This is a genomic window from Enterobacter sp. JBIWA005 (genome assembly GCF_019968805.1).
GTDB classification, from domain to species: Bacteria; Pseudomonadota; Gammaproteobacteria; order Enterobacterales; family Enterobacteriaceae; genus Enterobacter; species Enterobacter vonholyi.
The window spans coordinates 1299539-1323929 of the sequence record NZ_CP074159.1; the positions used below are offsets into that span (position 1 = coordinate 1299539).

At 55.4% G+C, this 24391-nt stretch carries 21 protein-coding genes; 8 read left to right on the forward strand and 13 right to left on the reverse strand.

Annotation, left to right across the window (positions count from 1 at the left end):
• Positions 1 to 80: 80 nt before the first annotated feature.
• From glnS to chiQ, 3 genes are all read left to right on the forward strand, one after another.
• Positions 81 to 1748, forward strand: a complete 1668-nt coding sequence (glnS, locus tag KGP22_RS06130; RefSeq protein WP_223581594.1) for a glutamine--tRNA ligase — start codon at positions 81 to 83, stop codon at positions 1746 to 1748.
• A gap of 446 nt (positions 1749 to 2194) precedes the next feature.
• Entirely contained in the window at positions 2195 to 3592 is a 1398-nt protein-coding gene (chiP, locus tag KGP22_RS06135) for a chitoporin (protein ID WP_223581596.1), read from the forward strand.
• 47 nt (positions 3593 to 3639) lie between these two features.
• Positions 3640 to 3966 carry a ChiQ/YbfN family lipoprotein gene (gene chiQ, locus KGP22_RS06140; protein ID WP_223582401.1) on the forward strand — a complete coding sequence of 109 codons (327 nt, stop codon included), beginning with the start codon at positions 3640 to 3642 and terminating at the stop codon, positions 3964 to 3966.
• Positions 3967 to 4058: 92 nt separating this feature from the next.
• Here the strand turns inward: chiQ and fur are convergent, their stop codons facing one another.
• The 4 genes from fur to ybfF form a co-directional block, all read right to left on the reverse strand.
• Positions 4059 to 4505, reverse strand: a complete 447-nt coding sequence (gene fur / locus KGP22_RS06145) for a ferric iron uptake transcriptional regulator (protein WP_014169146.1) — start codon at positions 4503 to 4505, stop codon at positions 4059 to 4061.
• Positions 4506 to 4796: 291 nt separating this feature from the next.
• Entirely contained in the window at positions 4797 to 5327 is a 531-nt protein-coding gene (fldA, locus tag KGP22_RS06150; protein WP_008501067.1) for a flavodoxin FldA, read from the reverse strand.
• Between the two features lie 155 nt (positions 5328 to 5482).
• On the reverse strand, positions 5483 to 5770 hold the full coding sequence (ybfE, locus tag KGP22_RS06155; RefSeq protein ID WP_023334913.1) for a LexA regulated protein: 288 nt from the start codon (positions 5768 to 5770) through the stop codon (positions 5483 to 5485).
• A gap of 128 nt (positions 5771 to 5898) precedes the next feature.
• Positions 5899 to 6672: an esterase gene (gene ybfF, locus KGP22_RS06160; protein ID WP_223581598.1), complete on the reverse strand. Its 774-nt coding sequence runs from the start codon at positions 6670 to 6672 to the stop codon at positions 5899 to 5901.
• A gap of 183 nt (positions 6673 to 6855) precedes the next feature.
• Between ybfF and seqA the strand changes: the two genes are divergently transcribed.
• Complete coding sequence (seqA, locus tag KGP22_RS06165) at positions 6856 to 7404, forward strand: replication initiation negative regulator SeqA (protein WP_008501070.1); 549 nt, start codon at positions 6856 to 6858, stop codon at positions 7402 to 7404.
• A 24-nt stretch (positions 7405 to 7428) separates the two neighbouring features.
• Positions 7429 to 9069, forward strand: coding sequence for a phosphoglucomutase (alpha-D-glucose-1,6-bisphosphate-dependent) (gene pgm, locus KGP22_RS06170; RefSeq protein ID WP_111964379.1), 1641 nt, complete (start codon positions 7429 to 7431; stop codon positions 9067 to 9069).
• A gap of 104 nt (positions 9070 to 9173) precedes the next feature.
• Here pgm and potE read toward each other — a convergent pair whose 3' ends face one another.
• The 9 genes from potE to kdpF form a co-directional block, all read right to left on the reverse strand.
• Positions 9174 to 10487, reverse strand: coding sequence for a putrescine-ornithine antiporter (potE, locus tag KGP22_RS06175; protein WP_008501072.1), 1314 nt, complete (start codon positions 10485 to 10487; stop codon positions 9174 to 9176).
• On the reverse strand, positions 10484 to 12682 hold the full coding sequence (gene speF, locus KGP22_RS06180; RefSeq protein ID WP_223581600.1) for an ornithine decarboxylase SpeF: 2199 nt from the start codon (positions 12680 to 12682) through the stop codon (positions 10484 to 10486). The genes potE and speF overlap by 4 nt, the downstream gene beginning before the upstream one ends.
• 254 nt (positions 12683 to 12936) lie before the next feature.
• On the reverse strand, positions 12937 to 13041 hold the full coding sequence (gene speFL / locus KGP22_RS06185; protein ID WP_003858645.1) for a leader peptide SpeFL: 105 nt from the start codon (positions 13039 to 13041) through the stop codon (positions 12937 to 12939).
• Between the two features lie 279 nt (positions 13042 to 13320).
• On the reverse strand, positions 13321 to 13998 hold the full coding sequence (kdpE, locus tag KGP22_RS06190; RefSeq protein WP_111964377.1) for a two-component system response regulator KdpE: 678 nt from the start codon (positions 13996 to 13998) through the stop codon (positions 13321 to 13323).
• Positions 13995 to 16682: a two-component system sensor histidine kinase KdpD gene (gene kdpD, locus KGP22_RS06195; RefSeq protein ID WP_149366023.1), complete on the reverse strand. Its 2688-nt coding sequence runs from the start codon at positions 16680 to 16682 to the stop codon at positions 13995 to 13997. Before kdpD ends, kdpE begins: the two co-directional genes overlap by 4 nt.
• The gene (kdpC, locus tag KGP22_RS06200; RefSeq protein WP_223581602.1) at positions 16683 to 17258 is read right to left on the reverse strand and encodes a potassium-transporting ATPase subunit KdpC; all 576 of its coding nucleotides are present in this window, start codon (positions 17256 to 17258) and stop codon (positions 16683 to 16685) included.
• 12 nt (positions 17259 to 17270) lie between these two features.
• Positions 17271 to 19319, reverse strand: a complete 2049-nt coding sequence (kdpB, locus tag KGP22_RS06205; protein WP_047073918.1) for a potassium-transporting ATPase subunit KdpB — start codon at positions 19317 to 19319, stop codon at positions 17271 to 17273.
• 18 nt (positions 19320 to 19337) lie between these two features.
• The gene (kdpA, locus tag KGP22_RS06210; protein WP_223581604.1) at positions 19338 to 21017 is read right to left on the reverse strand and encodes a potassium-transporting ATPase subunit KdpA; all 1680 of its coding nucleotides are present in this window, start codon (positions 21015 to 21017) and stop codon (positions 19338 to 19340) included.
• Positions 21017 to 21106: a K(+)-transporting ATPase subunit F gene (kdpF, locus tag KGP22_RS06215; RefSeq protein ID WP_014069365.1), complete on the reverse strand. Its 90-nt coding sequence runs from the start codon at positions 21104 to 21106 to the stop codon at positions 21017 to 21019. The genes kdpA and kdpF overlap by 1 nt, the downstream gene beginning before the upstream one ends.
• A 309-nt stretch (positions 21107 to 21415) precedes the next feature.
• Between kdpF and KGP22_RS06220 the strand changes: the two genes are divergently transcribed.
• From KGP22_RS06220 to KGP22_RS06230, 3 genes are all read left to right on the forward strand, one after another.
• Positions 21416 to 21622, forward strand: coding sequence for a YbfA family protein (locus KGP22_RS06220; RefSeq protein WP_008501079.1), 207 nt, complete (start codon positions 21416 to 21418; stop codon positions 21620 to 21622).
• 597 nt (positions 21623 to 22219) lie between these two features.
• On the forward strand, positions 22220 to 23632 hold the full coding sequence (gene phrB, locus KGP22_RS06225; protein ID WP_223581607.1) for a deoxyribodipyrimidine photo-lyase: 1413 nt from the start codon (positions 22220 to 22222) through the stop codon (positions 23630 to 23632).
• 10 nt (positions 23633 to 23642) lie between these two features.
• Positions 23643 to 24386: a type 2 GTP cyclohydrolase I gene (locus KGP22_RS06230; protein WP_045909572.1), complete on the forward strand. Its 744-nt coding sequence runs from the start codon at positions 23643 to 23645 to the stop codon at positions 24384 to 24386.
• The last annotated feature ends 5 nt before the right edge of the window (positions 24387 to 24391 follow it).

The window sequence follows — 24391 nt, forward strand, 5'->3', positions numbered from 1 at the left end:
GACGTTTTAAGGGTTGTCACTACGTCCGGCTTATAAGATCATATGCCGTTATACGTTGTTTACGCTTTGAGGAATCCACGATGAGTGAGGCTGAAGCCCGCCCGAGTAACTTTATTCGTCAGATCATCGATGAAGATCTGGCCAGTGGTAAGCACACCACAATTCATACCCGCTTTCCGCCGGAGCCGAACGGCTACCTGCATATCGGGCATGCGAAGTCCATCTGCCTGAACTTTGGCATTGCGCAAGACTACCAGGGACAGTGCAACCTGCGTTTCGATGACACCAACCCAGTAAAAGAAGACATCGAATACGTTGAGTCCATTAAGAACGACGTGCAATGGCTGGGCTTCAACTGGTCTGGCGATATCTGCTACTCCTCTGACTATTTTGATCAGCTGTACGCCTATGCGGTAGAGCTTATCAACAAGGGTCTGGCGTATGTCGACGAGCTGTCTGCTGACGAGATCCGTGAGTATCGCGGTACGCTGACCGCACCGGGCAAAAACAGCCCGTTCCGCGACCGCAGCGTGGAAGAGAACCTGGCGCTGTTTGAAAAAATGCGTGCCGGTGGCTTCGAAGAAGGCAAAGCGTGCCTGCGTGCCAAAATCGACATGGCGTCTCCGTTCATCGTGATGCGCGATCCGGTGCTGTACCGCATTAAGTTTGCGGAACACCACCAGACCGGCAACAAGTGGTGCATCTACCCGATGTACGACTTTACCCACTGCATCAGCGATGCGCTGGAAGGCATTACGCACTCCCTGTGTACGCTGGAGTTCCAGGACAACCGTCGTCTGTACGACTGGGTTCTGGATAACATCACCATTCCTGTGCATCCGCGCCAGTACGAGTTCTCTCGCCTGAACCTGGAATACACCGTGATGTCCAAGCGTAAGCTGAACCTGCTGGTGACCGACAAGCACGTTGAGGGCTGGGATGATCCACGTATGCCTACCATTTCTGGTCTGCGTCGTCGTGGTTACACTGCCGCCTCTATTCGTGAGTTCTGCAAACGTATCGGCGTGACCAAGCAGGACAACACCATCGAGATGGCGTCCCTTGAATCATGCATTCGCGAAGATCTCAACGAAAACGCTCCGCGCGCGATGGCGGTTATCGATCCGGTGAAACTGGTTATCGAAAATTATCCGCAGGGTGAAAGCGAGCTGGTCGCCATGCCTAACCATCCGAACAAACCGGAAATGGGAAGCCGTGACGTGCCGTTCAGCGGCGAGATCTGGATTGACCGCGCTGACTTCCGCGAAGAAGCCAACAAACAGTACAAGCGTCTGGTGCTGGGTAAAGAAGTGCGTCTGCGTAATGCCTACGTCATCAAAGCCGAGCGCGTAGAGAAAGATGCAGAAGGGAATATCACCACCATCTTCTGTTCTTATGATGCTGAAACGCTGAGCAAAGATCCTGCGGATGGCCGCAAGGTGAAAGGCGTTATCCACTGGGTGAGCGCATCCCACGCGCTGCCGGTAGAAATTCGTCTGTACGATCGTCTGTTCAGCGTGCCTAACCTTGGTGCTGCGGAAGACTTCCTGGCGACCATCAACCCGGAATCTCTGGTGATCAAGCAGGGTTATGCGGAGCCTTCTCTGAAAAACGCTGAAGCAGGCAAAGCGTTCCAGTTCGAACGTGAAGGTTACTTCTGCCTGGACAGCCGTCACAGCACGGCAGAAAAACCGGTATTTAACCGTACCGTAGGTCTGCGTGATACCTGGACGAAGATCGGCGAATAATATTGCTGGTCTGGTCAATGAGAGACAAACGCCGCACTATGCGGCGTTTTTTTATTTAACGATCAGGGTATTAAGCCAGGGCCTAAAAAGGTGTGATAAAAATATCAGGTCAATGAGGTGCTACTTATTTTTCAAAAAAAAGTTTGTGTCATTAGGAAAAACAAAAAGGTTATAAGAAAGGGATGATGTTTCTCGTCTAGCCACTGAAATACTTGAAAATTCCCCGCCATTCCTCGCCTCCCTGCAAATGTTACAAAGCACTACTAATTATGTGCACTTCGTCATAATCCTGACTTTTGTCCGCTAAAAAGCATTGATAATTCGCGTCGCGAAAAATAACCTAACGACGGTAGTTAATTCGAGGGTATTTAAAACTACCCCTGACCATTTGGTCTTTTTTATTTACGCCGTTTCAGGCGTTTTAATTCGTCAAAGAGGAATAATCTATGCGTACGTTCAGTGGCAAACGTAGTGCGCTGTCGCTGGCTATTGCCGGTGTGACAGCAATGTCGGGCCTGGTGGTGACACCAGAGGCGAAAGCGGCGGGCTTCATCGACGATTCTACCCTCACGGGCGGTATCTATTACTGGCAGCGTGAACGTGACCGTAAAGACGTCACCGAAGACAAATACAAAACCAACCTTTCTCATTCCACCTGGAACGCCAACCTGGACTTCCAGTCAGGCTATGCCGCGGATATGTTCGGTCTGGATATTGCTGCGTTTACCGCGATTGAAATGGCGGAAAACGGCGACAGCGCCCACCCGAACGAAATTGCCTTCTCCTCCAGCAATAAAGCATATAAAGAAGACTGGTCCGGGGATAAGAGCGGCATCAGCCTTTACAAAGCCGCTGCAAAATTTAAGTACGGTCCGGTATGGGCGCGCGGTGGTTATATTCAGCCAACTGGCCAGACCCTGTTAGCACCGCACTGGAGTTTTATGCCGGGTACCTATCAGGGTGCGGAAGCCGGGGCGAACTTTGACTACGGTGATGCGGGTGCGTTGAGCTTCTCCTATATGTGGACCAACGAGTACAAAGCACCCTGGCACATCGAGATGGACAAGTTCTACCAGAACGATAAGAAAACCAAAGTCGATTATCTCCACTCGCTGGGGGCGAAATACGACTTCAAAAACGATCTGGTTCTCGAAGCAGCATTTGGCCAGGCGCAAGGGTATATCGATCAGTACTTTGCCAAGGCCAGCTATAAGTTTGATGTCGCGGGTAGCCCGCTGAGTACCAGCTATCAGTTCTACGGTACGCGCGACAAAGTCAGCAACGGTGGCGTCAATGACATTTATGATGGCACCGCGTGGCTGCAGGCGCTAACCTTCGGCTATAAGGTCGGTCAGGTTGATTTACGTCTGGAAGGAACATGGGTGAAGGCGGAAGGGCAGCAGGGCTTCTTCCTGCAGCGTATGACCCCGACCTATGCCTCATCCAACGGTCGTCTTGATATCTGGTGGGATAACCGCTCAGACTTCAACGCCGACGGCGAGAAAGCGGTCTTCTTCGGCGCAATGTACGACCTGAAAAACTGGAACCTGCCTGGCTGGGCGGTGGGCGCTTCTTACGCTTACGCCTGGGATGCAAAACCTGCCGATATGGCAACTCCGGACGCATACTACGATCCCAACTATCGCCTGAAAGAGTCTTCTTACAGCCTCGATGCTATCTATACCCTGCAGGATGGCCGCGCGAAAGGCACAATGTTCAAACTGCACTTCACTCAGTATGACAACCACTCCGATATCCCGAGCTACGCGGGCGGTTACGGCAACATCTTCCAGGATGAACGTGACGTGAAATTCATGGTTATCGCACCGTTCACTATCTTTTGATGAAAATTCCGGCGGGTTAGATCCCGCCGGACCGGAGACTGCATATGATGAAAAAAATCGTAATCGTCGCGTTACTGGCATCAGGGCTGGTGGCGTGTGCTCAGAGTGAGGCACCGAAAGAAGATTCCCGGCTGAAGGAGGCCTATAGCGCCTGTATTAATACAGCAGAAGGATCGCCGGAGAAAATTGAAGCCTGTCAGAGCGTGCTGAACGTGCTGAAGAAAGAGAAAGCGCATGAGCAGTTTGCGACGCAGGAGAATGTCCGCGTGATGGATTACCAGGCCTGTATCCAGGCGCGTAAAACCGGTAACGATCAGGAAGTGGCCAAGCGTTGCGATAAGATCTGGAACGAGATACGCAACAATGATAAATAAGTTGTTTTACGCCCGGTGGCGCTGCGCTTACCGGGCTTTTTTCTGGTAAAAAAAAGCCAACCTTTCGGCTGGCTCAGAGTATGAACACTTGCTTATTTTGCGTCGTGCGCGTGGTCATCTTCGCGGCAGTCGCCTTCAGCACAGTGACCGTAAAGATACAGGCTGTGGTTGGTCAGGCGGATACCGTGACGCGCGGCGATTTCACGCTGGCGCGCTTCGATGGAATCATCGCTGAATTCAATGACCTTGCCGCAGTCGAGGCAGATCAGATGATCGTGGTGCTGCTGCTGGGTCAGTTCGAAAACAGATTTACCGCCTTCGAAATTATGACGGGTGACAATGCCCGCGTCATCAAACTGGTTCAGCACGCGATAGACGGTAGCCAGCCCAATCTCTTCACCCATGTCGATAAGACGTTTATAAAGGTCTTCCGCACTGACATGGTGATTGTCTGGACCCTGAAGCACTTCGAGGATTTTTAACCGAGGAAGCGTAACTTTCAGGCCAGCCTTCTTTAATGCGGTATTGTTGTCAGTCATGCGGAATCTGTCCTGTTGCTAAACGATTCACTTCTGTAGGAAGTGACAGAAAATGCACCTGGGATAATGCGTCTCATTATAGAACTGCCATGGCTAAATGAAAACTGCAAGTCTCAGGCAAAATATGCTTATAAAAATGGGGTATCACCAACAAACTTGCTCAATGGAAAACCACATTTTATCAGGGAGACATTGTACAGGTCTGGGCGAAAAAGTTAAAAGATTGTAGCAATTAATTTAATCGGTTTGACCTGGTGCACGGGCGCAACCGCCGTTGCGCCGCGAGAAAAATCAGGCGTTAAGAATATCGTCCAGGTGCAGTTCTTCACGGATCTGCTTAACCCACTTCTCAACGCGCTCTGCGGTCAGTTCTGGCTGACGGTCTTCGTCGATGGCCAGACCCACGAAATGATCGTCATCGGCCAGGCCTTTAGACGCTTCGAAGTGGTAACCAGCGGTCGGCCAGTGGCCTACGATAACCGCGCCATTCGGCTCAATGATGTCGCGGATGGTACCCAGCGCGTCACAGAAATACTCAGCGTAGTCTTCCTGGTCACCGCAGCCAAACAGGGCAACCAGCTTACCGTTGAAGTCCACTTCTTCCAGCGTCGGGAAGAAATCATCCCAGTCGCACTGGGCTTCACCGTAGTACCAGGTTGGGATACCCAGCAGCAGAATGTCATAGCCTTCCAGATCTTCTTTGCTGCTCTTGGCAATGTCATGCACATCAGCAACGTCTTTACCGAGCTGTTTTTGAATGTTTTTTGCGATATTTTCGGTATTGCCGGTATCACTGCCAAAGAAAATGCCGATGATTGCCATGAGTAAAATAACCTCTTGAAACTTAATAGTATGGTGGCGCAATTCGGCCACGGATAAGGGCAATAATAGCAGAACTGGCAACCCTGCGGAAACAGCTATCGCGCAGGACTGCACTCTGTGCTACATGAAAAGGGTAATAAAGGGGATTTTCAGACTTATGCCTGGCTGCGCAACGTCTCAAGCTGGGCGATTAACATCTCTTCAATGAGCTCGCTGCGGCTGATATTTCGCGCGTCAGCCAGCTCGTTCAGCGCATCGACGGCGTCGGCGTTAAGCTTCAGTTCGACACGCTTAAGCCCGCGATTTTTATCGCGTTTAAGCTGATTGCGTTTATTGATACGCAGCTGTTCATCGCGCGAAAGCGGATTCGTCTTCGGTCGTCCCGGGCGACGCTCATTCGCGAACAGATCTAGTGTCGTACGGTCCGTTTGTTCTTTGGCCATGATTCTGAGACTTCGGGGGAAACACGCCGCCCTGCTAATGCCCGGGCGATAAGCGCGCCATCATACATCACCAAAAACGGCACGCCAACGACTGGAAGCCCGCAACCTTCCAGTCGCTTTCTTTTTAATCAATTTGTCGTATCAGCGAGATAGCGGCGAATGGCGCGCAGCACGGCATCGGGTTTTTCTGCGTGCACCCAGTGTCCGGCACCGGCAATCACGTGGGCGCGAGCCTGCGGGAATTGGGCCAGCAGCGTGTCGCGGTACGCGTCGGTAACGTAAGGAGAGTTACCGCCGCGAATAAAGAGGGTAGGGTGCGGCCAGGCGGGGACGGTTTCCCAGCCCACGATGTTGTTGTACTGGTTCCATAGCACCGGCACGTTAAAACGCCATTGGCCGTCAACAAACGACTTCAGCAGGAACTGGACTACGCCTTCTTCATCAAGATGCTCACGCATGACGGCAGCCGCCTGTTGGCGAGTCGCGACGCCCGCTTCGGTGACCGCATTGATGGCGGCAAAAATTTCGTCGTGGCGGCGGACATCGTAATCCACGGGCGCAACATCAATTACAACCAGGCCGTTAATACGCTCCGGGGCCAGTGCCGTCAGGGCCATCACCGCTTTGCCACCCATTGAATGCCCTATGAGGGTCACCTTTTGCAGGTCGTTGGCATCCAGCGTATCCAGCAGATCCTGCGCCATTGCCGCGTAGGTCATCTCGTCGGAACGGCCGGAAAGACCGTGATTGCGCATATCGACCTGTAAAACATCGTGGTCGGTAATCAGATCGCGCGCCAGCACGCCCAGGTTATCCAGGCTGCCAAAAAGCCCGTGAACCAGTACGATGGGAGAATTATTGTTCGGCGATTGTGCAGTTTGCGCTCGGGTATTCAATTTCATGGCAAAGTTCTTTTTTTACGTATGTCAGGTTAGGGTATCATGTTGACCATTCTGCCGCCCGGCTGCAAGGTTCCAGTTTAATCTGACTTTTGCCGCCAACCTGGTTTGACGCTATCCGCTGTTGGGATTTGACCTTATAATCCCAATGACTTGTATTCAGATAAGATATCGCACTGGATTAAGATGAAAACAATCGAAGTTGATGACGAACTCTATCAGTATATTGCCAGCCAGACGCGGCATATCGGGGAGAGCGCGTCCGACATTTTACGGCGCATGCTTAAAATTTCCGCCGCTTCACAGCCTGCTACCCCAGTCACCAAAGATGTCGTGTCTCAGCCAAGCGTTGTTGCACAAGCAAAACCTGCCGTGACGCCGGCAAAAGATAAAGTGCGCGCGATGCGCGAGCTGCTCCTTTCCGATGAATACGCGGAGCAGAAAAAGGCGGTTAACCGCTTTATGCTGGTGCTGTCTACACTTTACTCACTGGATAACAAAGCGTTTGCTGAAGCGACCGAGTCGCTGCACGGTCGTACTCGCGTCTATTTCGCGGGCGACGAGCAGACGCTGCTGCAAAATGGCAATCAAACCAAACCCAAACATGTTCCTGGCACCCCGTACTGGGTGATCACCAATACCAATACGGGCCGCAAGTGCAGCATGATTGAACACATCATGCAGTCCATGCAGTTCCCGGCGGAATTGATTGAAAAGGTTTGCGGTACAATTTAACCCTTGCATCAGAAGGACCCGGTAATGGCAAATCACAGCCGTGCAGGCCAACCTGCACAACAAAGCGATTTGATTAACGTCGCTCAGCTGACCGCGCAGTATTACGTGCTGAAGCCGGTCGTGGGCAACGCAGAACACGCAGTGAAGTTTGGTACATCTGGTCACCGCGGCAGCGCGGCGCGCCATAGCTTTAACGAACCGCACATTCTGGCCATTGCTCAGGCCATTGCGGAAGAGCGCGCTAAAAACGGCGTTACCGGTCCGTGCTACGTGGGGAAAGATACCCATGCCCTGTCTGAACCGGCGTTCATCTCTGTGGTGGAAGTGCTGGCGGCAAACGGTGTCGATGTGATTGTTCAGGAGAACAACGGCTTCACCCCAACGCCTGCGGTCTCTAACGCCATCCTGGTGCACAACAAAAAAGGTGGCGCGCTGGCTGACGGTATCGTTATCACGCCATCCCACAACCCGCCGGAAGACGGTGGTATCAAATATAACCCGCCTAACGGTGGCCCGGCAGATACCAACGTCACCAAAGTGGTGGAGGATCGCGCGAACGCGCTGCTGGCTGATGACCTGAAAGGCGTGAAGCGTATCTCTCTGGATGCGGCCATGGCGTCCGGTCACGTGAAAGAGCTGGATCTGGTTCAGCCGTTCGTGGAAGGCCTGGCGGATATCGTCGATATGGCGGCCATCCAGAAAGCCGGCCTCAAGCTGGGCGTGGATCCGCTGGGCGGCTCCGGTATCGAATACTGGAAACGTATCGCCGAGCACTACAAGCTGGATCTGACCATCGTGAACGATCACGTCGATCAGACCTTCCGCTTTATGCACCTGGACAAAGACGGCGCGATCCGCATGGACTGCTCCTCCGAGTGCGCGATGGCGGGCCTGCTGGCGCTGCGTGATAAATTTGATCTGGCGTTTGCTAACGACCCGGATTACGACCGCCACGGTATCGTCACCCCTGCCGGGCTGATGAACCCGAACCACTATCTTGCGGTCGCAATTAACTATCTGTTCCAGCACCGCCCGCAGTGGGGTAAAGAGGTGGCCGTCGGTAAAACGCTGGTTTCCTCCGCGATGATCGACCGCGTGGTTGAGGCGCTGGGCCGCAAGCTGGTGGAAGTGCCGGTGGGCTTCAAATGGTTTGTTGACGGTCTGCACGACGGCAGCTTTGGCTTCGGCGGTGAAGAGAGTGCGGGCGCATCTTTCCTGCGTTTCGACGGCACGCCATGGTCAACCGACAAAGACGGCATCATCATGTGCCTGCTGGCGGCGGAAATCACCGCGGTCACCGGTAAGAACCCGCAGGAACATTACAACGAGCTGGCGGCACGCTTTGGTGCACCAAGCTATAACCGTATTCAGGCCAGCGCGACGTCAGCCCAGAAAGCGGCCCTGTCTAAACTCTCGCCGGAAATGGTCAGCGCAAGCACTCTGGCGGGCGACCCGATCACCGCGCGGCTGACGGCGGCACCGGGTAACGGCGCCTCCATTGGTGGACTGAAAGTGATGACCGAAAACGGCTGGTTCGCCGCGCGTCCATCCGGCACGGAAGATGCGTATAAAATCTATTGCGAAAGTTTCCTCGGCGCTGAGCATCGTCAGCAGATTGAGAAAGAAGCGGTAGAGATTGTCAGCGAAGTGCTGAAAAACGCGTAAGTGCGGTTCTGGTGCGGGCTGATGCCCTAACCCCGGCTCTCTCCCATGGGGAGAGGGAGAAAACATTAAAAACGGCAACCCTTGGGTTGCCGTTTTGCTTTGACCTAACTGTGCTTGTTCTTCAATTCAAACCGTGGTGACACCAGACCGTACAGCGTCCAGCCCATAAAGGTTACCATTGCCCCGTAGAGCATCGCTTCCTGGCCCGATGAGTAGAGCGCATAGAAGCTGTAAATCGCGCCAATCAGCGCCACGATATTGGCCGCGCGCGCTTTGCGCGGATCCACCTTCGCCACTTTCTGAATGATCACCAGCGCCGCCATCGACAGAATATACGGAATGATATTCGTCACGACCGCCAGGTTGACCAGCACGTTAAACTGGCTGTTCAGCGACGGGCTAATGGTCATCAGCGACAATCCACTCTGGAAGATGACAATCGCCAGCATGCCCTGCACCGGCGCATCGGCTTTGGTGACGCGGGAGAAGATTTTTGGGAAGTAACCTTCATCTGCCGAGGATTTAAACACCTGCGCGATGGTGAACTGCCAGCCAAGGAGTGAACCGCAGCACGACATGACCATCAGACCCATAATCACTTTCCCGACTTCCGGCGTGAACATCTGCGCGAAGGCCAGTCCGAACGGCGCCGTAGAGTTAGCAAGATCCATGTTTGGCACAATCCCGGCAATCACGTTAGTCGAGACGATATAGATCACCGCCGCGCCCAGCGTACCGCCGAGGACCGCAATCGGCACGTTCTTTTCAGGGTTATCAACGACTTCTGCGTTGGCGCAGGCGGATTCCAGACCGAGGAAGGCCCAGAGCGTCATGGCGATAGAAGAGCCGACTGCGCTGAAGAACGGCACATGGTGCGGGTTCCAGGAGTTGGCGTACAGGGTCGGGCTGAACCAGAACCAGCCGATGATGCACAGGCCGACAACCGGGATAATCACGCCCCAGACGGTGATGCTGGAGAGCTGTCCGGTGATACGTGCGCCGCCAAAGTTAGCCACGGTGCAGATCCACAGCACGCCGATGGTGGCCAGGCCAATCTGTACCGGGCTGAGCGTCGCGCCAAACAGCTCCGTACCGTAGCCCACGGCGGAGATGGCAATCGCCACGTTGGCGATCAGCAGCGACACCCCGTAGGTATAGTTGGCCATAAAGTTGCCAGACTTACCAAAGGCATACTCGGCGTAGCCCCCCATGCCGCCTGACTTGCGGCTGAACATCCCGCACTTGGCAAACGCCCACGCCAGCGCCATTGAGCCTACGGCGGTCACCAGCCAGGAGATAATTGAAATGGTTCCTACTTCGGCAAGCTTGGTGGGCAGCATAATGATCCCTGAGCCCATCATGTTCACCATGGTGAGGATGGTCAGCTGCACCACGCCCATCTTATTGGACTTACTCATAATTTCTCTCCTTTCAGCAGCGCGGGCTGAGCGGCGGGTTGTTTGATGACGTTACAGCGAACCTGTTTGCGGCCCTCGCACTCTTCGACGTACACACCCTGCAGCTCCGGCGCGAAGCCCGGCAGCAGGTTGATGCCTTCTTCCAGCGCGGCGAAGTAGCGCAGCACGGAGCCGCCCCAGACCTCCCCTGGAACCACGCACAATACCCCCGGTGGATAAGGTAGGGCGCCTTCCGCGGCGATGCGGCCTTCCGCGTCGCGCAGGGAGACCAGTTCTACTTCTCCGCGCAGATAGGCGTAGTTCGCGTCCTGCGGGTTCATCATCACGCGCGGGAAGTGAGACTTGCGGAACATCTCTTTCTGCAGCTGCTTCACGTTGTGACGGGCGTACAGGTCATGCATTTCCTGGCAGATCTGACGCAGGGTGTAATCCGCGTAACGTTCCGGATGTTGTTTGTAGAGAGAAGGCAGGACGTCTTTCAGCGGAACATCGCTCTCGAGCAGTTTTTCGAAGCGCACCAGCTGCGCCACCAGCTGCTGCAGTTTGCCCATATCTTCCGCAGGCGTGAGCAGGAACAGGATCGAGTTGAGATCGCATTTTTCCGGCACGATGCCGTTTTCACGCAGGAAGTTAGCGAGGATAGTGGCGGGCACGCCGAAGTCGTCATACTCCCCGGTGCGGGCGTTAATGCCCGGCGTGGTTAGCAGGAGCTTGCACGGGTCGATAAAGTACTGATGCTCGGCGTAGCCTTCAAAGGCGTGCCAGTTTTCACCCGGTACGAAGTGGAAGAAGCGCAGATCGGTCGCAATTTCCGCTGTGTCCCAGCTTTCCCACGGACGGCCATCCACCGTCTCCGGCACGAAGGGGCGCAGATACTGGCAGTTTTCCAGGATCAGCTTGCGCGCTTCGATACCGTTCACCACGCAGTCCATCCACATGTTGCGGCCGCTCTGGCCTTCATGCATCCGGGCGTTAATGTCCAGCGCGGCAAACAGCGGATAAAACGGGCTGGTGGAGGCGTGCATCATAAAGGCATTATTCAGCCGCTTGTGCGGGACATAGCGCTGCTGTCCTTTGATGTGGCTGTCTTTTTTATGGATTTGCGAGGTCTGGGAGAAGCCTGCCTGCTGTTTATGCACGGACTGCGTAACCAAAATCCCCGGGTCGTTTTCGTTCAGCTCCAGCAGCAGCGGAGAGCAGTCGGCCATCATCGGGATAAACTGCTCGTAACCCACCCAGGCGGAGTCAAAAAGGATGTAATCACACAGATGCCCAATCTTATCCACCACCTGACGGGCGTTGTAGATGGTGCCATCATAAGTGCCGAGCTGAATTACCGCCAGACGGAACGGACGCGCATCGCGCGCACGGCCCGGTGCAACTTCGGCCACCAGCTCGCGCAGGTACTGTTCTTCAAAACAGTGGGCGTCAATGCCGCCGATAAAGCCGTACGGGTTGCGCGCGGTTTCCAGATAGACTGGCGTTGCGCCTGCCTGGAGTAGGGCACCGTGATGGTTGGATTTGTGGTTGTTGCGGTCGAACAGCACCAGGTCGCCCGGCGTGAGCAGGGCGTTAAGTACCACTTTGTTGGATGACGAGGTGCCGTTCAGCACGAAGTAGGTCTTATCGGCATTAAAGACCTTCGCCGCATGTTGCTGCGCAATGCACGGCGCGCCTTCGTGAATCAGCAGATCGCCCATCGCCACGTCGGCGTTACACAGGTCGGAGCGGAAAAGCGTCTCGCCAAAGAAATCCACAAACTGATTGCCGGCAGGATGGCGGCGGAAGAACTGGCCGCCCTGATGGCCCGGGCAGTCGAACGCACTGTTGCCCTGCTTCACGTAGTCGACCAGGGCGCGGAAAAACGGCGGGCGCAGCTGGGTTTCATACTTTTGGGCTGCCGCTTCCAGCTGGCGTCCATAAAAGTCGTTGCTGGTGTCTGAATACTCAAATACGCCATGAATGCGCGATAAATAGTCTGCCGGAATGAACTCTTCTTTCTGCGTCGCGACAAATACGGGAATGCCAAAACCGGTGGCTTCTATTTCGTCCAGTATCCCGCCGGTAATATCACTGACCGCCAGAACAATAGCGGCGACATCGATATAATCAGAGGCTCTGACATCCACCAGTTCACGCTGGGTGGTAAAGCAATCAGGACAAGCGCGGCTGGCTGCGATTTTTAAACTTTTCATCTTTCTCTCTTTATTTTAGGTAATAAGCGTCCCTCGATTTCTTGCAAGAAAGAAATCGATAATTTTCCGGAAAAAAAGCAAAGGGTGGCCGCTGATTAAAATCAGTACATTGCTTTTTTGAAGATTGAAATTCAGTCCGCCCGGTGCGGATGAGTCTGAATCAAGATGAATGAGCGCACGAGTTCACAGGCAAAGACCTGTAAAATAAGATGTTTCAGGATAACCTGTAAGCGAGTGCGCCAGAAGTCGAAGGACTACCGGGCATTAAAGAGATGAAAGTCAAAGCAGTTTCGGTGGGCAAACATCATGATATGCGTTGTCCGCCTTATATGGGGCATTAAGCGATTGTTGTTTTCCATGTTTCATTTTCCTTTCAGTAATTGAAAGCATGGTCATTTTATCCAGGAAAAAGCGATTAACTGTGAACAAGATCACCGTTAACCGATCAAATCAGAAATAAATATTCGTTTTGGATGAATATCGCAGATCAAAATTCTGATTTGTTGATGTTGCGTTAACAGGTTGTATTATCAATGTTTTAAATGAGCAAAAATAGCCCGTAAAAATAACGTATGGGTTATTTATGAAATATTGTCTGAGGTATTTCGATTTTATTTAAAAATAAAATGAATAGTTATTCAAAGCATAAACCGATAACCGATACCGGTTTCAGTTAATAAATGGCGAGGGCGAGCGGGGTCGACTTCGAGTTTCTGACGAAGATGTCCCATATATATGCGTAAATAGTGACTATGCTCCACGGCGTTGGGTCCCCACACCTGACTTAACAGCTGGCGCTGGGTGAGAACCTTGCCGTGGTTGTTGAGCAGCACGGCGAGCAGGCGAAACTCAATGGGCGTAAGATGAATTTCCTCTTCGCCGCGCAAAATGCGCCGCGCGGCCAGGTCAACCCGGATATCCCCAAACGCGTAGGTTGGATCGGCAGGCGTGGTGGCGCTGTGGCGACGCAGCGCCACGCGAAGGCGAGCCTGAAGCTCGCCGATACCAAACGGTTTAATCAGATAGTCATCCGCCCCGGCATCCAGCGCGGCGATTTTATCCGTCTCTTCAGTACGGGCGGAGAGCACGAGGATCGGCATCTGGCTCCACTGGCGGACTTCACGAATAAAATCGATGCCGTCGCCGTCCGGGAGTCCAAGATCGAGGATCACCAGGTCCGGCTTGCGGGTGGCGGCCTCAATTAAACCCCGCTGAAGCGTACCCGCATCATGAACGCGCAGACCGTCTCCTTCCAGCGCAGCGCGCAGAAAACGGCTAATGGCGATCTCATCTTCAACAATCAGAACGTTAATCACAAATCCTCTGGTAATTCATTAAGTTCTGGCGGGGTTTCCAGAGGAAGTGTAACACAAAAACGCGCACCGCCTTCCGGACGATTCTCCGCGGAAATGGAGCCGCCATGCACGTCAATGATCGCCTGGCAAATCGCCAGCCCCAGCCCCACGCCCGGAATGGCCGACTCCTTATTGCCGCGTGCAAATTTCTCGAAAATAGCCAACTCCTGCCCGGCTGGAATGCCGGGGCCAGTATCCCAGACGTTAAGGCGAAGGGTGTTATCTTCCACTGTCGCATCCACCCCAATCTGAGCACTGGCACCCGCATATTTGGCGGCATTTTCCAGCAGGTTGATCAGCACCCGCTCGAACAAGGGCCCATCAACGTGAATTAACGTCAGGGGCTCGGGCATGTTCAGCGCGATATGTCGCCCGCCCAGACCGGGTTCGAGCATTTTCAGCGCGCTGCCCACCACCTCTTCAAGCGTGAGCCACTCTTTTTTGAGGTTAAAACCGCCCGACTGGATACGCGCCATGTCGAGCAGGTTATTCACCAGACGCGTGGTATTCAGCACGTGCTGGCGGATCTCGCTGGCCTGAAGGGCATGTTTAGAGCCTTCCGCCGCCAGGTCCAGCGTCAGAATTTCTGACTGACCGAACAGGACGGTGAGTGGGGTACGCAGATCGTGAGACAGCGCTGCCAGCAGCGAGTTACGAATGCTTTCACGCTCGCTCGCCAGACGGGCCTGTTCCTCGCTGGCGGTGAGGGCCAGTCGTTCCAGCGCGCTGGCAACCAGCAGCGTAAACGTCTCCAGTAAACGCTGCTGTTCGGGGATCATCAGCTGGCGCAGGTTGGAAGGCTCCACGATGACCAGCCCCTGATTTTTATCGGCACTGCGCAGGGGCAGAATTTGATATGGCACGCCGGGCAGGGTATCTGTCCCTGCGCCCGCCGGTAAGCCTTTGTCAAAGCTCCAGCGCGCGATGGCTTCGTCCCAGGGCGTCATGCCTGAGGCCGACGTCAGCGGGCGCAGCTTGCCGTGTTCGTCCGGAAGTAAAATCAGGTTGCTGGCATGAAACGTCGAGCGGATAAACTGCTCGCTGGTCTGTACGATATCCAGCGGCGTGCGGCCCACCGCTAGCGATTTCGACATCTCATAGAGATGGCGCGTGCGCTGTTCGCGATAGCGGGCGATACGCGCCTGATAGCGCACGCCCGCCGTCAGATTGCCGATCACCAGCCCGACGGTGAGCATCACGGCAAAGGTGAGGATGTACTGCACGTCCGAGACGGCGAGCGTCCCGCGGGGAGCAATAAAGAACAGATCGAAGCTGATGACGTTAATCACCGTCGCCAGGACCGACGGCCAGCGCCCGTAAAAGAGCGCCACCACCACCACGCCGAGAAGGTAGATCATCACCAGGTTGGCGGCATCAAACGCAATCAGCCACTGGCTGGCAATCACGGTAATCAGGGCACAGAGCACGACGGCGACAAGACAGCCGCGAAGCTGAATGCGCCATTTATCGCTGAAGGTGCGGCTGTCCGGCGCACGATTGGGTAAGGGGGTAGGTTTGTCGTCCAGCGCCACGATCACCAGATCCAGATCCGGCGCGCGACGGGCCAGCTTGTCGGCAAAGGATTCGCGGCTAAACCAGCGGCGATGCTGACGACGGCCAATGACGATTTTCCCCAGGTTGTGCTCGCGCGCGTAGCGCAGAATGGCTTTATCTTCCTGAGGATCGGAAAGGGTGGCGGTTTCCGCACCCAGTTCCTGCGCCAGGCGCAGCGAACTCAGGATCGCGCGACGCTGGTTTTCGGGCAGCGCGTGCAGCTGCGGCGTTTCGACATACACCGCATGCCAGACGCTGCCAAATTTGGCCGCCAGGCGCGCGGCGGTGCGGACAAGCTTTTCATTGCCGCTGCCGTGACCCACGCACAGCAGGATGGCGTCCCGCGTGTGCCAGACGCGTTCCTGGCCCTGCAGGTCGCGCCAGGCGCGCATCTGATCGTCCACCCGGTCGGCGGTTCGGCGCAGGGCCAGCTCGCGCAGGGCTATCAGGTTGCCTTTACGGAAGAAATGTTCGATGGCGCGCTCGGCCTGGCCGGCGATATAGACTTTGCCTTCGTGCAGGCGCTGGCGCAAATCATCGGGCGGCAGGTCGACCAGCACCACCTCGTCTGCGGAATCGAAGAAGGGATCGGGCACCGTTTCGCGCACCTGAATGCCGGTCACGCCGCTGACCACGTCGTTCAGGCTTTCGAGATGCTGCACGTTAACCGTCGTGAACACATCGATACCGGCTTCAAGTAACTCTTCAACATCCTGCCAGCGTTTGGGGTGGCGCGAGCCTGGCGCATTGCTGTGCGCCAGCTCGTCCATCAGGATAAGCGCGGGGCGGCGGGCGAGGGCGGCATCGAGATCGAATTCGGTGACTAACCGACCGCGATGGCTGATGCGGCGGGGCGGCTGAGTTGCCAGCCCCTTCAGCAGTGATGCCGTCTCTTTACGTCCGTGGGTTTCAACCACGCCGATCAGAATATCGAGCCCCTGCGCCCGAAGCCGCTGGGCTTCCGTCAGCATGGCGAAGGTTTTCCCGACGCCCGCGCAGGCGCCGAAGAAAATTTTCAGTTTGCCGCGATGGGCTTCAGCTGTTTGTTCGAGCAGCCTGTCCGGATCCGGGCGCATGGGCTCGTCGGTCATTTAGTTTTTCCTTAGCGCGTCCAGCGCCAGATTCAGCTCAACAATATTTACCACGGGCATGCCGATGAAGCTGACCAGCGGCTTTTGCGTGTGCTCGGCAACCAGCTGGCTCACCTGTTCTATGGTCAGCTGACGGGCGGCGGCGACGCGCGGGATCTGCCATGCCACGGCTGCTGGCGTCAGGCTGTAGTCCAGCCCGCTGGCCGAGGCGGTCACCAGCTCCACGGGAACGTCACGGCTGGCCTGTGGATTCGCGGCACGCAGGGCAGCCACGCGCTCAGTAACGGCTTTATCCAGCTCGGGGTTGCTGCCCGCCAGGTTACTGCCGCCGGATGCCATCGGATTATACGGGCTTTCGGCAGTGGCGGAAGGGCGTCCCTGGAAGTAGCGGGCATCCGCAAAGTTCTGACCAATCAGGCGAGACCCGCGGTTTTCACCGTTTTGCATAATCAGCGAGCCGTTAGCCTGATCCTTAAACCACCACTGGCCCAGCGCGGTGGTCACCAGCGGGTACAGTCCGCCGGTAATGAGAGACAGCAGAATAAACAGAAGTATAGCGGGGCGTAACATCGTCATTTGATTCACCTTTTAAACCAGGCCGAACAGCGTCAACAGCAGGTCGATAACCTTGATACCGACGAAGGGCACCACCAGCCCGCCCAGGCCGTAAATCCACAGGTTACGGCGCAGCATGGCGGCCGCCGTGAGCGGCTTATAGCTCACGCCCTTCAGCGCCAGCGGGATCAGGAAGACAATAATCAGGGCGTTAAAGATCACTGCGCTCAGAATGGCCGAGGCCGGAGAATGCAGGTGCATTACGTTCAGGGCGTTTAATTGCGGATAGGTCGCAGCAAACGCGGCCGGAATGATGGCGAAATACTTCGCCACGTCGTTAGCGATACTGAACGTGGTCAGCGAGCCGCGCGTCATCAGCATCTGCTTGCCGATGTGTACCACTTCAATCAGTTTGGTCGGGTTAGAGTCGAGGTCGACCATGTTGCCCGCCTCTTTGGCTGCCTGCGTACCGGAGTTCATCGCCACCGCCACGTCGGCCTGCGCGAGGGCAGGGGCATCGTTGGTTCCGTCGCCCGTCATCGCCACCAGACGGCCTTCCGCCTGATACTGACGAATCAGTGCCAGCTTGGCTTCCGGTGTGGCTTCGGAAAGGAAATCATCCACGCCCGCTTCGGCAGCAATGGCCGCAGCGGTAAGACGGTTATCCCCGGTGATCATCACCGTTTTGATCCCCATTTTACGCAGTTGAGCAAAGCGCTCCTTGATGCCGCCTTTGACGATATCCTTCAGGGCAATCACCCCGAGCACATGGGCCCCTTCGGCCACCACCAGCGGCGTTGCCCCCTGACGGGCCACGCTTTCGACCAGGCTGTCCACTTCCGGTGGGAAGTGACCGTTGTTGGCCTCGATGTGGCGGCGGATCGCGTCAACCGAGCCTTTACGGATCATGCGATCCTGGATGTTGATGCCGCTCATGCGGGTTTGCGCCGTGAAGGGTACGAACGTGGCGTGCAGGCTCTGAACGTCGCGCTGGCGCAGGTTAAAGCGCTGCTTGGCGAGGATCACAATGCTGCGGCCTTCCGGGGTTTCATCAGCAAGCGAGGAGAGCTGCGCGGCATCCGCCAGCGTTTTTTCATCCACGCCCGGGGCGGGTAGGAAATCTGACGCCTGACGGTTACCAAGGGTAATGGTGCCGGTTTTATCCAGCAGCAACACATCCACGTCACCGGCGGCTTCTACAGCACGCCCGCTGGTGGCGATGACGTTGGCACCGAGCATACGGCTCATGCCGGCCACGCCGATGGCCGACAGCAGGCCGCCGATGGTGGTGGGGATCAGACAAACCAGCAGCGCCACCAGCACCGTGACGGTGACCGCGGTACCGCCATACGCAGAGAACGGCCACAGCGTCGCGGTTGCCAGCAGGAAGACAATGGTCAAGGCCACCAGCAGGATGGTCAGGGCAATTTCGTTTGGCGTTTTACGGCGCTGTGCGCCTTCCACCATGGCGATCATCCTGTCGAGGAAGGTTTCACCCGGGTTAACGCTGCACTGGATCACCAGCCAGTCGGAGAGAATGCGCGTCCCGCCCGTCACGGAGGCGAAATCACCGCCAGATTCACGGATAACCGGCGCGGATTCCCCGGTGATGGCGCTTTCATCCACCGATGCGCCCCCTTCAATGACTTCGCCGTCGCAAGGGATGATGTCACCGGCTTCAACCAGCACCACATCGCCTTTACGCAGTTCATCTGCCGGAACGTGGTCCATCTGAGCGCCGTATTTCGGTTCCCGTAGCTTGCGCGCGAAGGCGGTTTTTTTCACCCCTTTCAGGCTGTTGGCCTGGGCTTTACTCCGGCCTTCCGCCAGCGCTTCCGCAAAGTTGGCGAACAGCACGGTAAACCACAGCCACAGGCTGATGGCGCCGGTAAACATCGCATTTCCCGGCATATGGCCCGTTCCCATGGCAATCGCCAGGGCGGTGGTCAGGACGCTTCCCGCCCAGACGATAAACATCACCGGGTTGTGCCACTGCACGCGCGGGCTCAGCTTTTTCACCGCATCCATGAGCGCCTGGCGAACTAATGACGGTTCGAACAGGGCCAGTTGTTTACGACTCATGACAATTTCTCCGCAAAATCAGCGTAAAGAGAGGTATTCCGCGACCGGGCCTAACGCGAGGGCGGGGATAAAGGTCAGGGCGCCGACCAGCAACACGGTGCCCGTCAGCAGGCCGATAAACAGCGCGCCGTGGGTCGGTAACGTTCCGGTGGTGGTCGGTTGGATTTTTTTATTCACCAGCGATCCGGCAATCGCCATGACCGGCACAATGATCCCGAAGCGGCCCACAAACATGCAGAACGCCAGCAGGCAGTTCCAGAACGGTGAGTTGGCGCTTAGGCCCGCAAAGGCGCTACCGTTGTTGTTGGCGGCCGAGGAGACGGCATACAGCACTTCACTAAAACCGTGAATGCCGGGGTTAAAGATGCCGCTGCGTCCGGCCTCGGTCATCAGCGCCAGCGCGGTGCCGAGCAGCACGAGAGCCGGGGTGACCAGAATCGCCAGCGCGGTTAATTTCATCTCGCGAACGTCGATTTTTTTACCCAAATATTCCGGCGTGCGGCCAATCATCAGACCGGCAATAAACACCGCCAGCAGCACGAACAGCAGCATGCCGTAAAGACCGGAGCCCACGCCGCCAAACACCACCTCGCCAATCTGCATCAGCCACATCGGGATCATGCCACCCAGCGCCGTAAAGGAATCATGCATGGCATTGACGGCCCCGCACGAAGCTGCCGTGGTGACCACCGCATACAGGCTGCTGGCGAGAATGCCAAAGCGGCTCTCTTTACCTTCCATGTTGATTGCGCTATCGGCACCGAGTGAGAGGAAGTGCGGGTTACCCTGCCATTCGGCCCACATCACCAGCGCAACACAGACCACAAAGATCAGCGACATGGTCCAGAGCACGGTGCGGCCCTGACGGCGATCGTTAACCACGTCACCAAAAGCAAAGCAGAGCGCGGCGGGGATCAGGAAAATCGCCAGCATCTGCACAAAATTAGTCAGGGCGGTCGGGTTTTCAAACGGGTGCGAGGAGTTGGCGTTGAAGAAGCCCCCGCCGTTCGTCCCGAGCATTTTGATGGCTTCCTGCGACGCCACTGGCCCCATAGGCAGGAGCTGTTTTGCGCCTTCCAGCGAGGTATATGGCGCGTAAGGCAGCAGGTTTTGCAGGCTGCCCTGCTGAATGAAGAACAGCGCGATCAGCAGCGCAATCGGCAGCAGGATCCACAGCGTAATGCGCGTCAGGTCTACCCACGCGTTACCCAGCGTACTCACTTTCTGACGCGCAAACGCACGCGTCAGCGCGAAGATCACCGCAATACCGCTGGCGGCAGAGAGGAAGTTCTGCACGGTTAGCCCGACCATCTGGCTGAAGTAGCTGAGTGTGGTTTCACCAGCATAGGACTGCCAGTTGGTGTTAGTGACAAAACTGACTGCCGTGTTAAGCGCGAGATGCCAGGACAAGCCCGGTAACTGTTGCGGATTCAAAGGCAGGATACCTTGCAACATCAGCATGGCAAAAAGCGCAATGAGCCCGACGATATTCAGCAGCAGAATGGCGATCAAATATTCACGCCAGTTCATCTCCCGATCGTCTATACCCAGTACGCGCCAGATCCCTTTTTCAACGCTTCCCGTTCCGGGCAGGGGAACGTTATTGATTAGCCGTGCCAGCCCAGAGCCCAGTGGCCTTGCCAGAACGAACAACACCACTAAGAAACTGGCAATAAGCAAAAACGCCTGAGCAGCCATCAGAATGCCTCCGCGTTAATCAGGGCATAAACCAGATAACCCAATAACAGGAACACCAGCACGATGCCGGCAATAAGACCTGCACTCACAATCCACCTCCGGGTGACTTTTGTTGTTGTGCTAACGGTAGGATTTATGGCGCAAAGATTTCGCAAAAATGAGAAGGGCGGGTGTAAAAAAAGTATAAAAATGGCAAATCCCACAAATTAACTATTGATAAGTAAATCGTTAACTTTTTTGTAACTTAATTACGGCGTGAATGTAAATTTTCGCTAAACGGACGAAAATAAGTGGTCGGATGAGTAGTAAAATTACAAACAAAGCGATATTATTTTAGCCAGATCACAGATTTTGAATTTTCCGGATGACGTTTCCGGCCAACTATAGGGGAGAAAAATATGGATCTTTATAAAGAGTTTCCGGCTCATATCGTGTTCATGCGCCGCGCTTTCGCCGTAGTGGCTGGCGTGCTGGCTCTGCCGGTGATGCTGTTCTGGAAAGATCGTGCACGTTTTTATAGCTATCTGCACCGCGTCTGGGCGAAAACCAGCGAGAAGCCGGTGTGGATGGATCAGGCCGAGAAAGCGACCTGCGACTTTTACTAAGACTACACACAGCAATAAAAAAACCGCCAACAGCAATGTGGCGGTTTTTTTGTCCCTCCGGATTCGCGGTCCGTTGGGTGGTTTTCAAGCCCTCGTCAGAGACTTAAAAGAATATCTCGGGTCCTTAAGTAATCAAACTGCAACTCCCTAAATATATTCTTAAAAACCTTTTCAGTGGATTACGTTTTACGCCAGGGCCAACTACTATGCAGCGTCCCTTTCCGCCATCTCGCACATGGGCACCGGTCCCGGGAAAGGTGTGACCACAACCGTAAGTCAGGCTCTCGTCAGAGCTTGTGTCCACCGACTTATCACCGGTGGTGAACGGTGGAGCGGTTAGCAGCAGGGACCGCATAATGAAACGCTATTTTTGCATCGCGTTCATTGTCGCCAGCGTACTCGTTGTTAAAAGTGATGAACCGATCGGGTTTGTTGCATTTACCACGATAGCGCAGGACAAGTAGCGTTAAGGCCGCCTTGGGCGGCCTTTTTTATTTCATCCGGTCTACACTTCATGGCAAAGTACAGTAAAAGCGCGCCGCTTTTTCCTTTGGTGGCGTGCCCTTACGGACATAATGGATATTTGCCTGGAGTTTTATGCCCACCCATCTGGTTTGGTTTCGCGCGGACCTGCGCGTACATGACAACTTCGCACTCGCGGCAGCCTGCCGTTCCGATGACGCCAGCGTGCTGGCGCTATTTATCGCTACGCCTGAACAGTGGCAGCAGCATGATATGGCCCCGCGTCAGGCCGCTTACCTCAGATCGCATCTGAACGATCTGCAACACTCACTTGCTGAAAAAGGTATCCCCCTGATCTACAAAGAGGTCAGTGACTTTGCCGCGCAGCTTAAGATGTTGCGGGAGGTATGTCAGCAGAACGGCGTCACGCATCTTTTTTATAACTACCAGTACGAGCTGAACGAACGGCTGCGGGATCGCCAACTGGAGAACATTCTGGGCGAGGTGGTTTGTGAAGGATTTGATGACAGCGTAATGCTGGCACCGGGCAGCGTCATGACCGGCGGCAATGAAATGTATAAAGTGTTCACGCCGTTTAAAAATGCTTTTGTTAAACGTCTGAAAGAGGCGCTGCCGGAGTGCGTACCCGCACCCGCAGCCAGAGAGGAAGCCATAACCACGCTGCCTGAATTAACGTTTAACTATCCCCAACAGACATTCGATGAGCTTCTGTTCCCCGCAAACGAGAAGGCAGCAATTGCGAAGCTGCGCCAGTTTTGCAAACAGGGCGCGGGAGAGTACGAGGCGCGCAGGGATTTCCCGGCGATTGAAGGGACAAGCCGCTTATCGGCAAGCCTGGCGCTGGGCGTGCTCTCTCCTCGTCAGTGTCTACACCGTCTTCTGGCCGAGCAGCCGCAGGCGATGGACGGTGGAGCGGGTTCGGTGTGGCTGAACGAACTTATCTGGCGTGAATTTTATCGGCATCTGATGACGTATCATCCCGCTCTCTGTAAGCATCGTCCGTTCATTCCATGGACCGACAACGTAAAATGGCAGCACGATGAGGCACTTTTACAGGCCTGGCAAAAAGGGGAAACGGGCTATCCGATTGTTGATGCCGCCATGCGCCAACTGAATGAGACGGGGTGGATGCACAACCGCCTGCGAATGATTACCGCCAGCTTTCTGGTGAAGGATCTGCTTATCGACTGGCGTATCGGAGAGCGCTATTTTATCTCTCAGCTGATCGATGGCGATCTCGCCGCGAATAACGGCGGCTGGCAGTGGGCTGCCTCTACGGGCACCGATGCGGCTCCCTATTTCCGGATTTTTAATCCAACCACTCAGGGACAAAAATTTGATGCCAACGGCGACTTTATCCGCCGCTGGTTGCCCGCGCTCAGGAACGTTCCTGCGAAAGCGATCCACGACCCGTGGGCATGGGCGGATAAACAGGGCGTAAAGCTCGATTATCCCCGCCCGATTGTTGACCATAAACAGGCGCGTGTCGCCACGCTGGCAGCGTACGAAGCCGCCAGAAAAGTTTGAGAGCATAAAGATGAAAAACAGTGAACTGGAACGCCTGATTAACGAAAAACTCAATACCGCCTCCTTTAGCGACTACGGTCCTAATGGCCTGCAGGTAGAAGGGCGCGAAACGGTACAGAAAATTATCACCGGCGTCACGGCAAGCCAGGCGCTGCTCGACGAGGCTGTCCGTCAGGAGGCCGATGCGGTGATTGTCCATCACGGTTATTTCTGGAAAAACGAATCACCGATTATTCGCGGCATGAAGCGCAACCGCCTGAAAACGTTGCTGGCAAATGACATCAACCTGTACGGTTACCACCTGCCGCTGGACGCACATCCGGAGCTTGGTAACAACGTTCAGCTTGCCCGACTGTTGGGGATTACCGTAATGGGCGAAATCGAGCCGCTGGTGCCGTGGGGCGAGCTGGCGATGCCGGTTCCGGGGCTGGAACTGGCTTCCTGGATTGAAGCGCGCCTGGGGCGTCGTCCGCTGTGGAGCGGCGATACCGGTCCGGATACGGTGAAGCGTGTTGCCTGGTGCACCGGAGGCGGGCAGGGCTTTATCGACAGCGCCGCGCGCTTCGGTGTTGATGCCTTTATCACCGGCGAGGTTTCCGAGCAGACCATTCACTCGGCGCGTGAACAGGGGCTGCATTTTTACGCGGCAGGCCATCATGCCACCGAGCGCGGCGGCATTCGCGCCCTCAGCGAGTGGCTGACGGAAAATACCGATCTGGATGTGACCTTTATTGATATTCCTAACCCGGCCTGATGAGA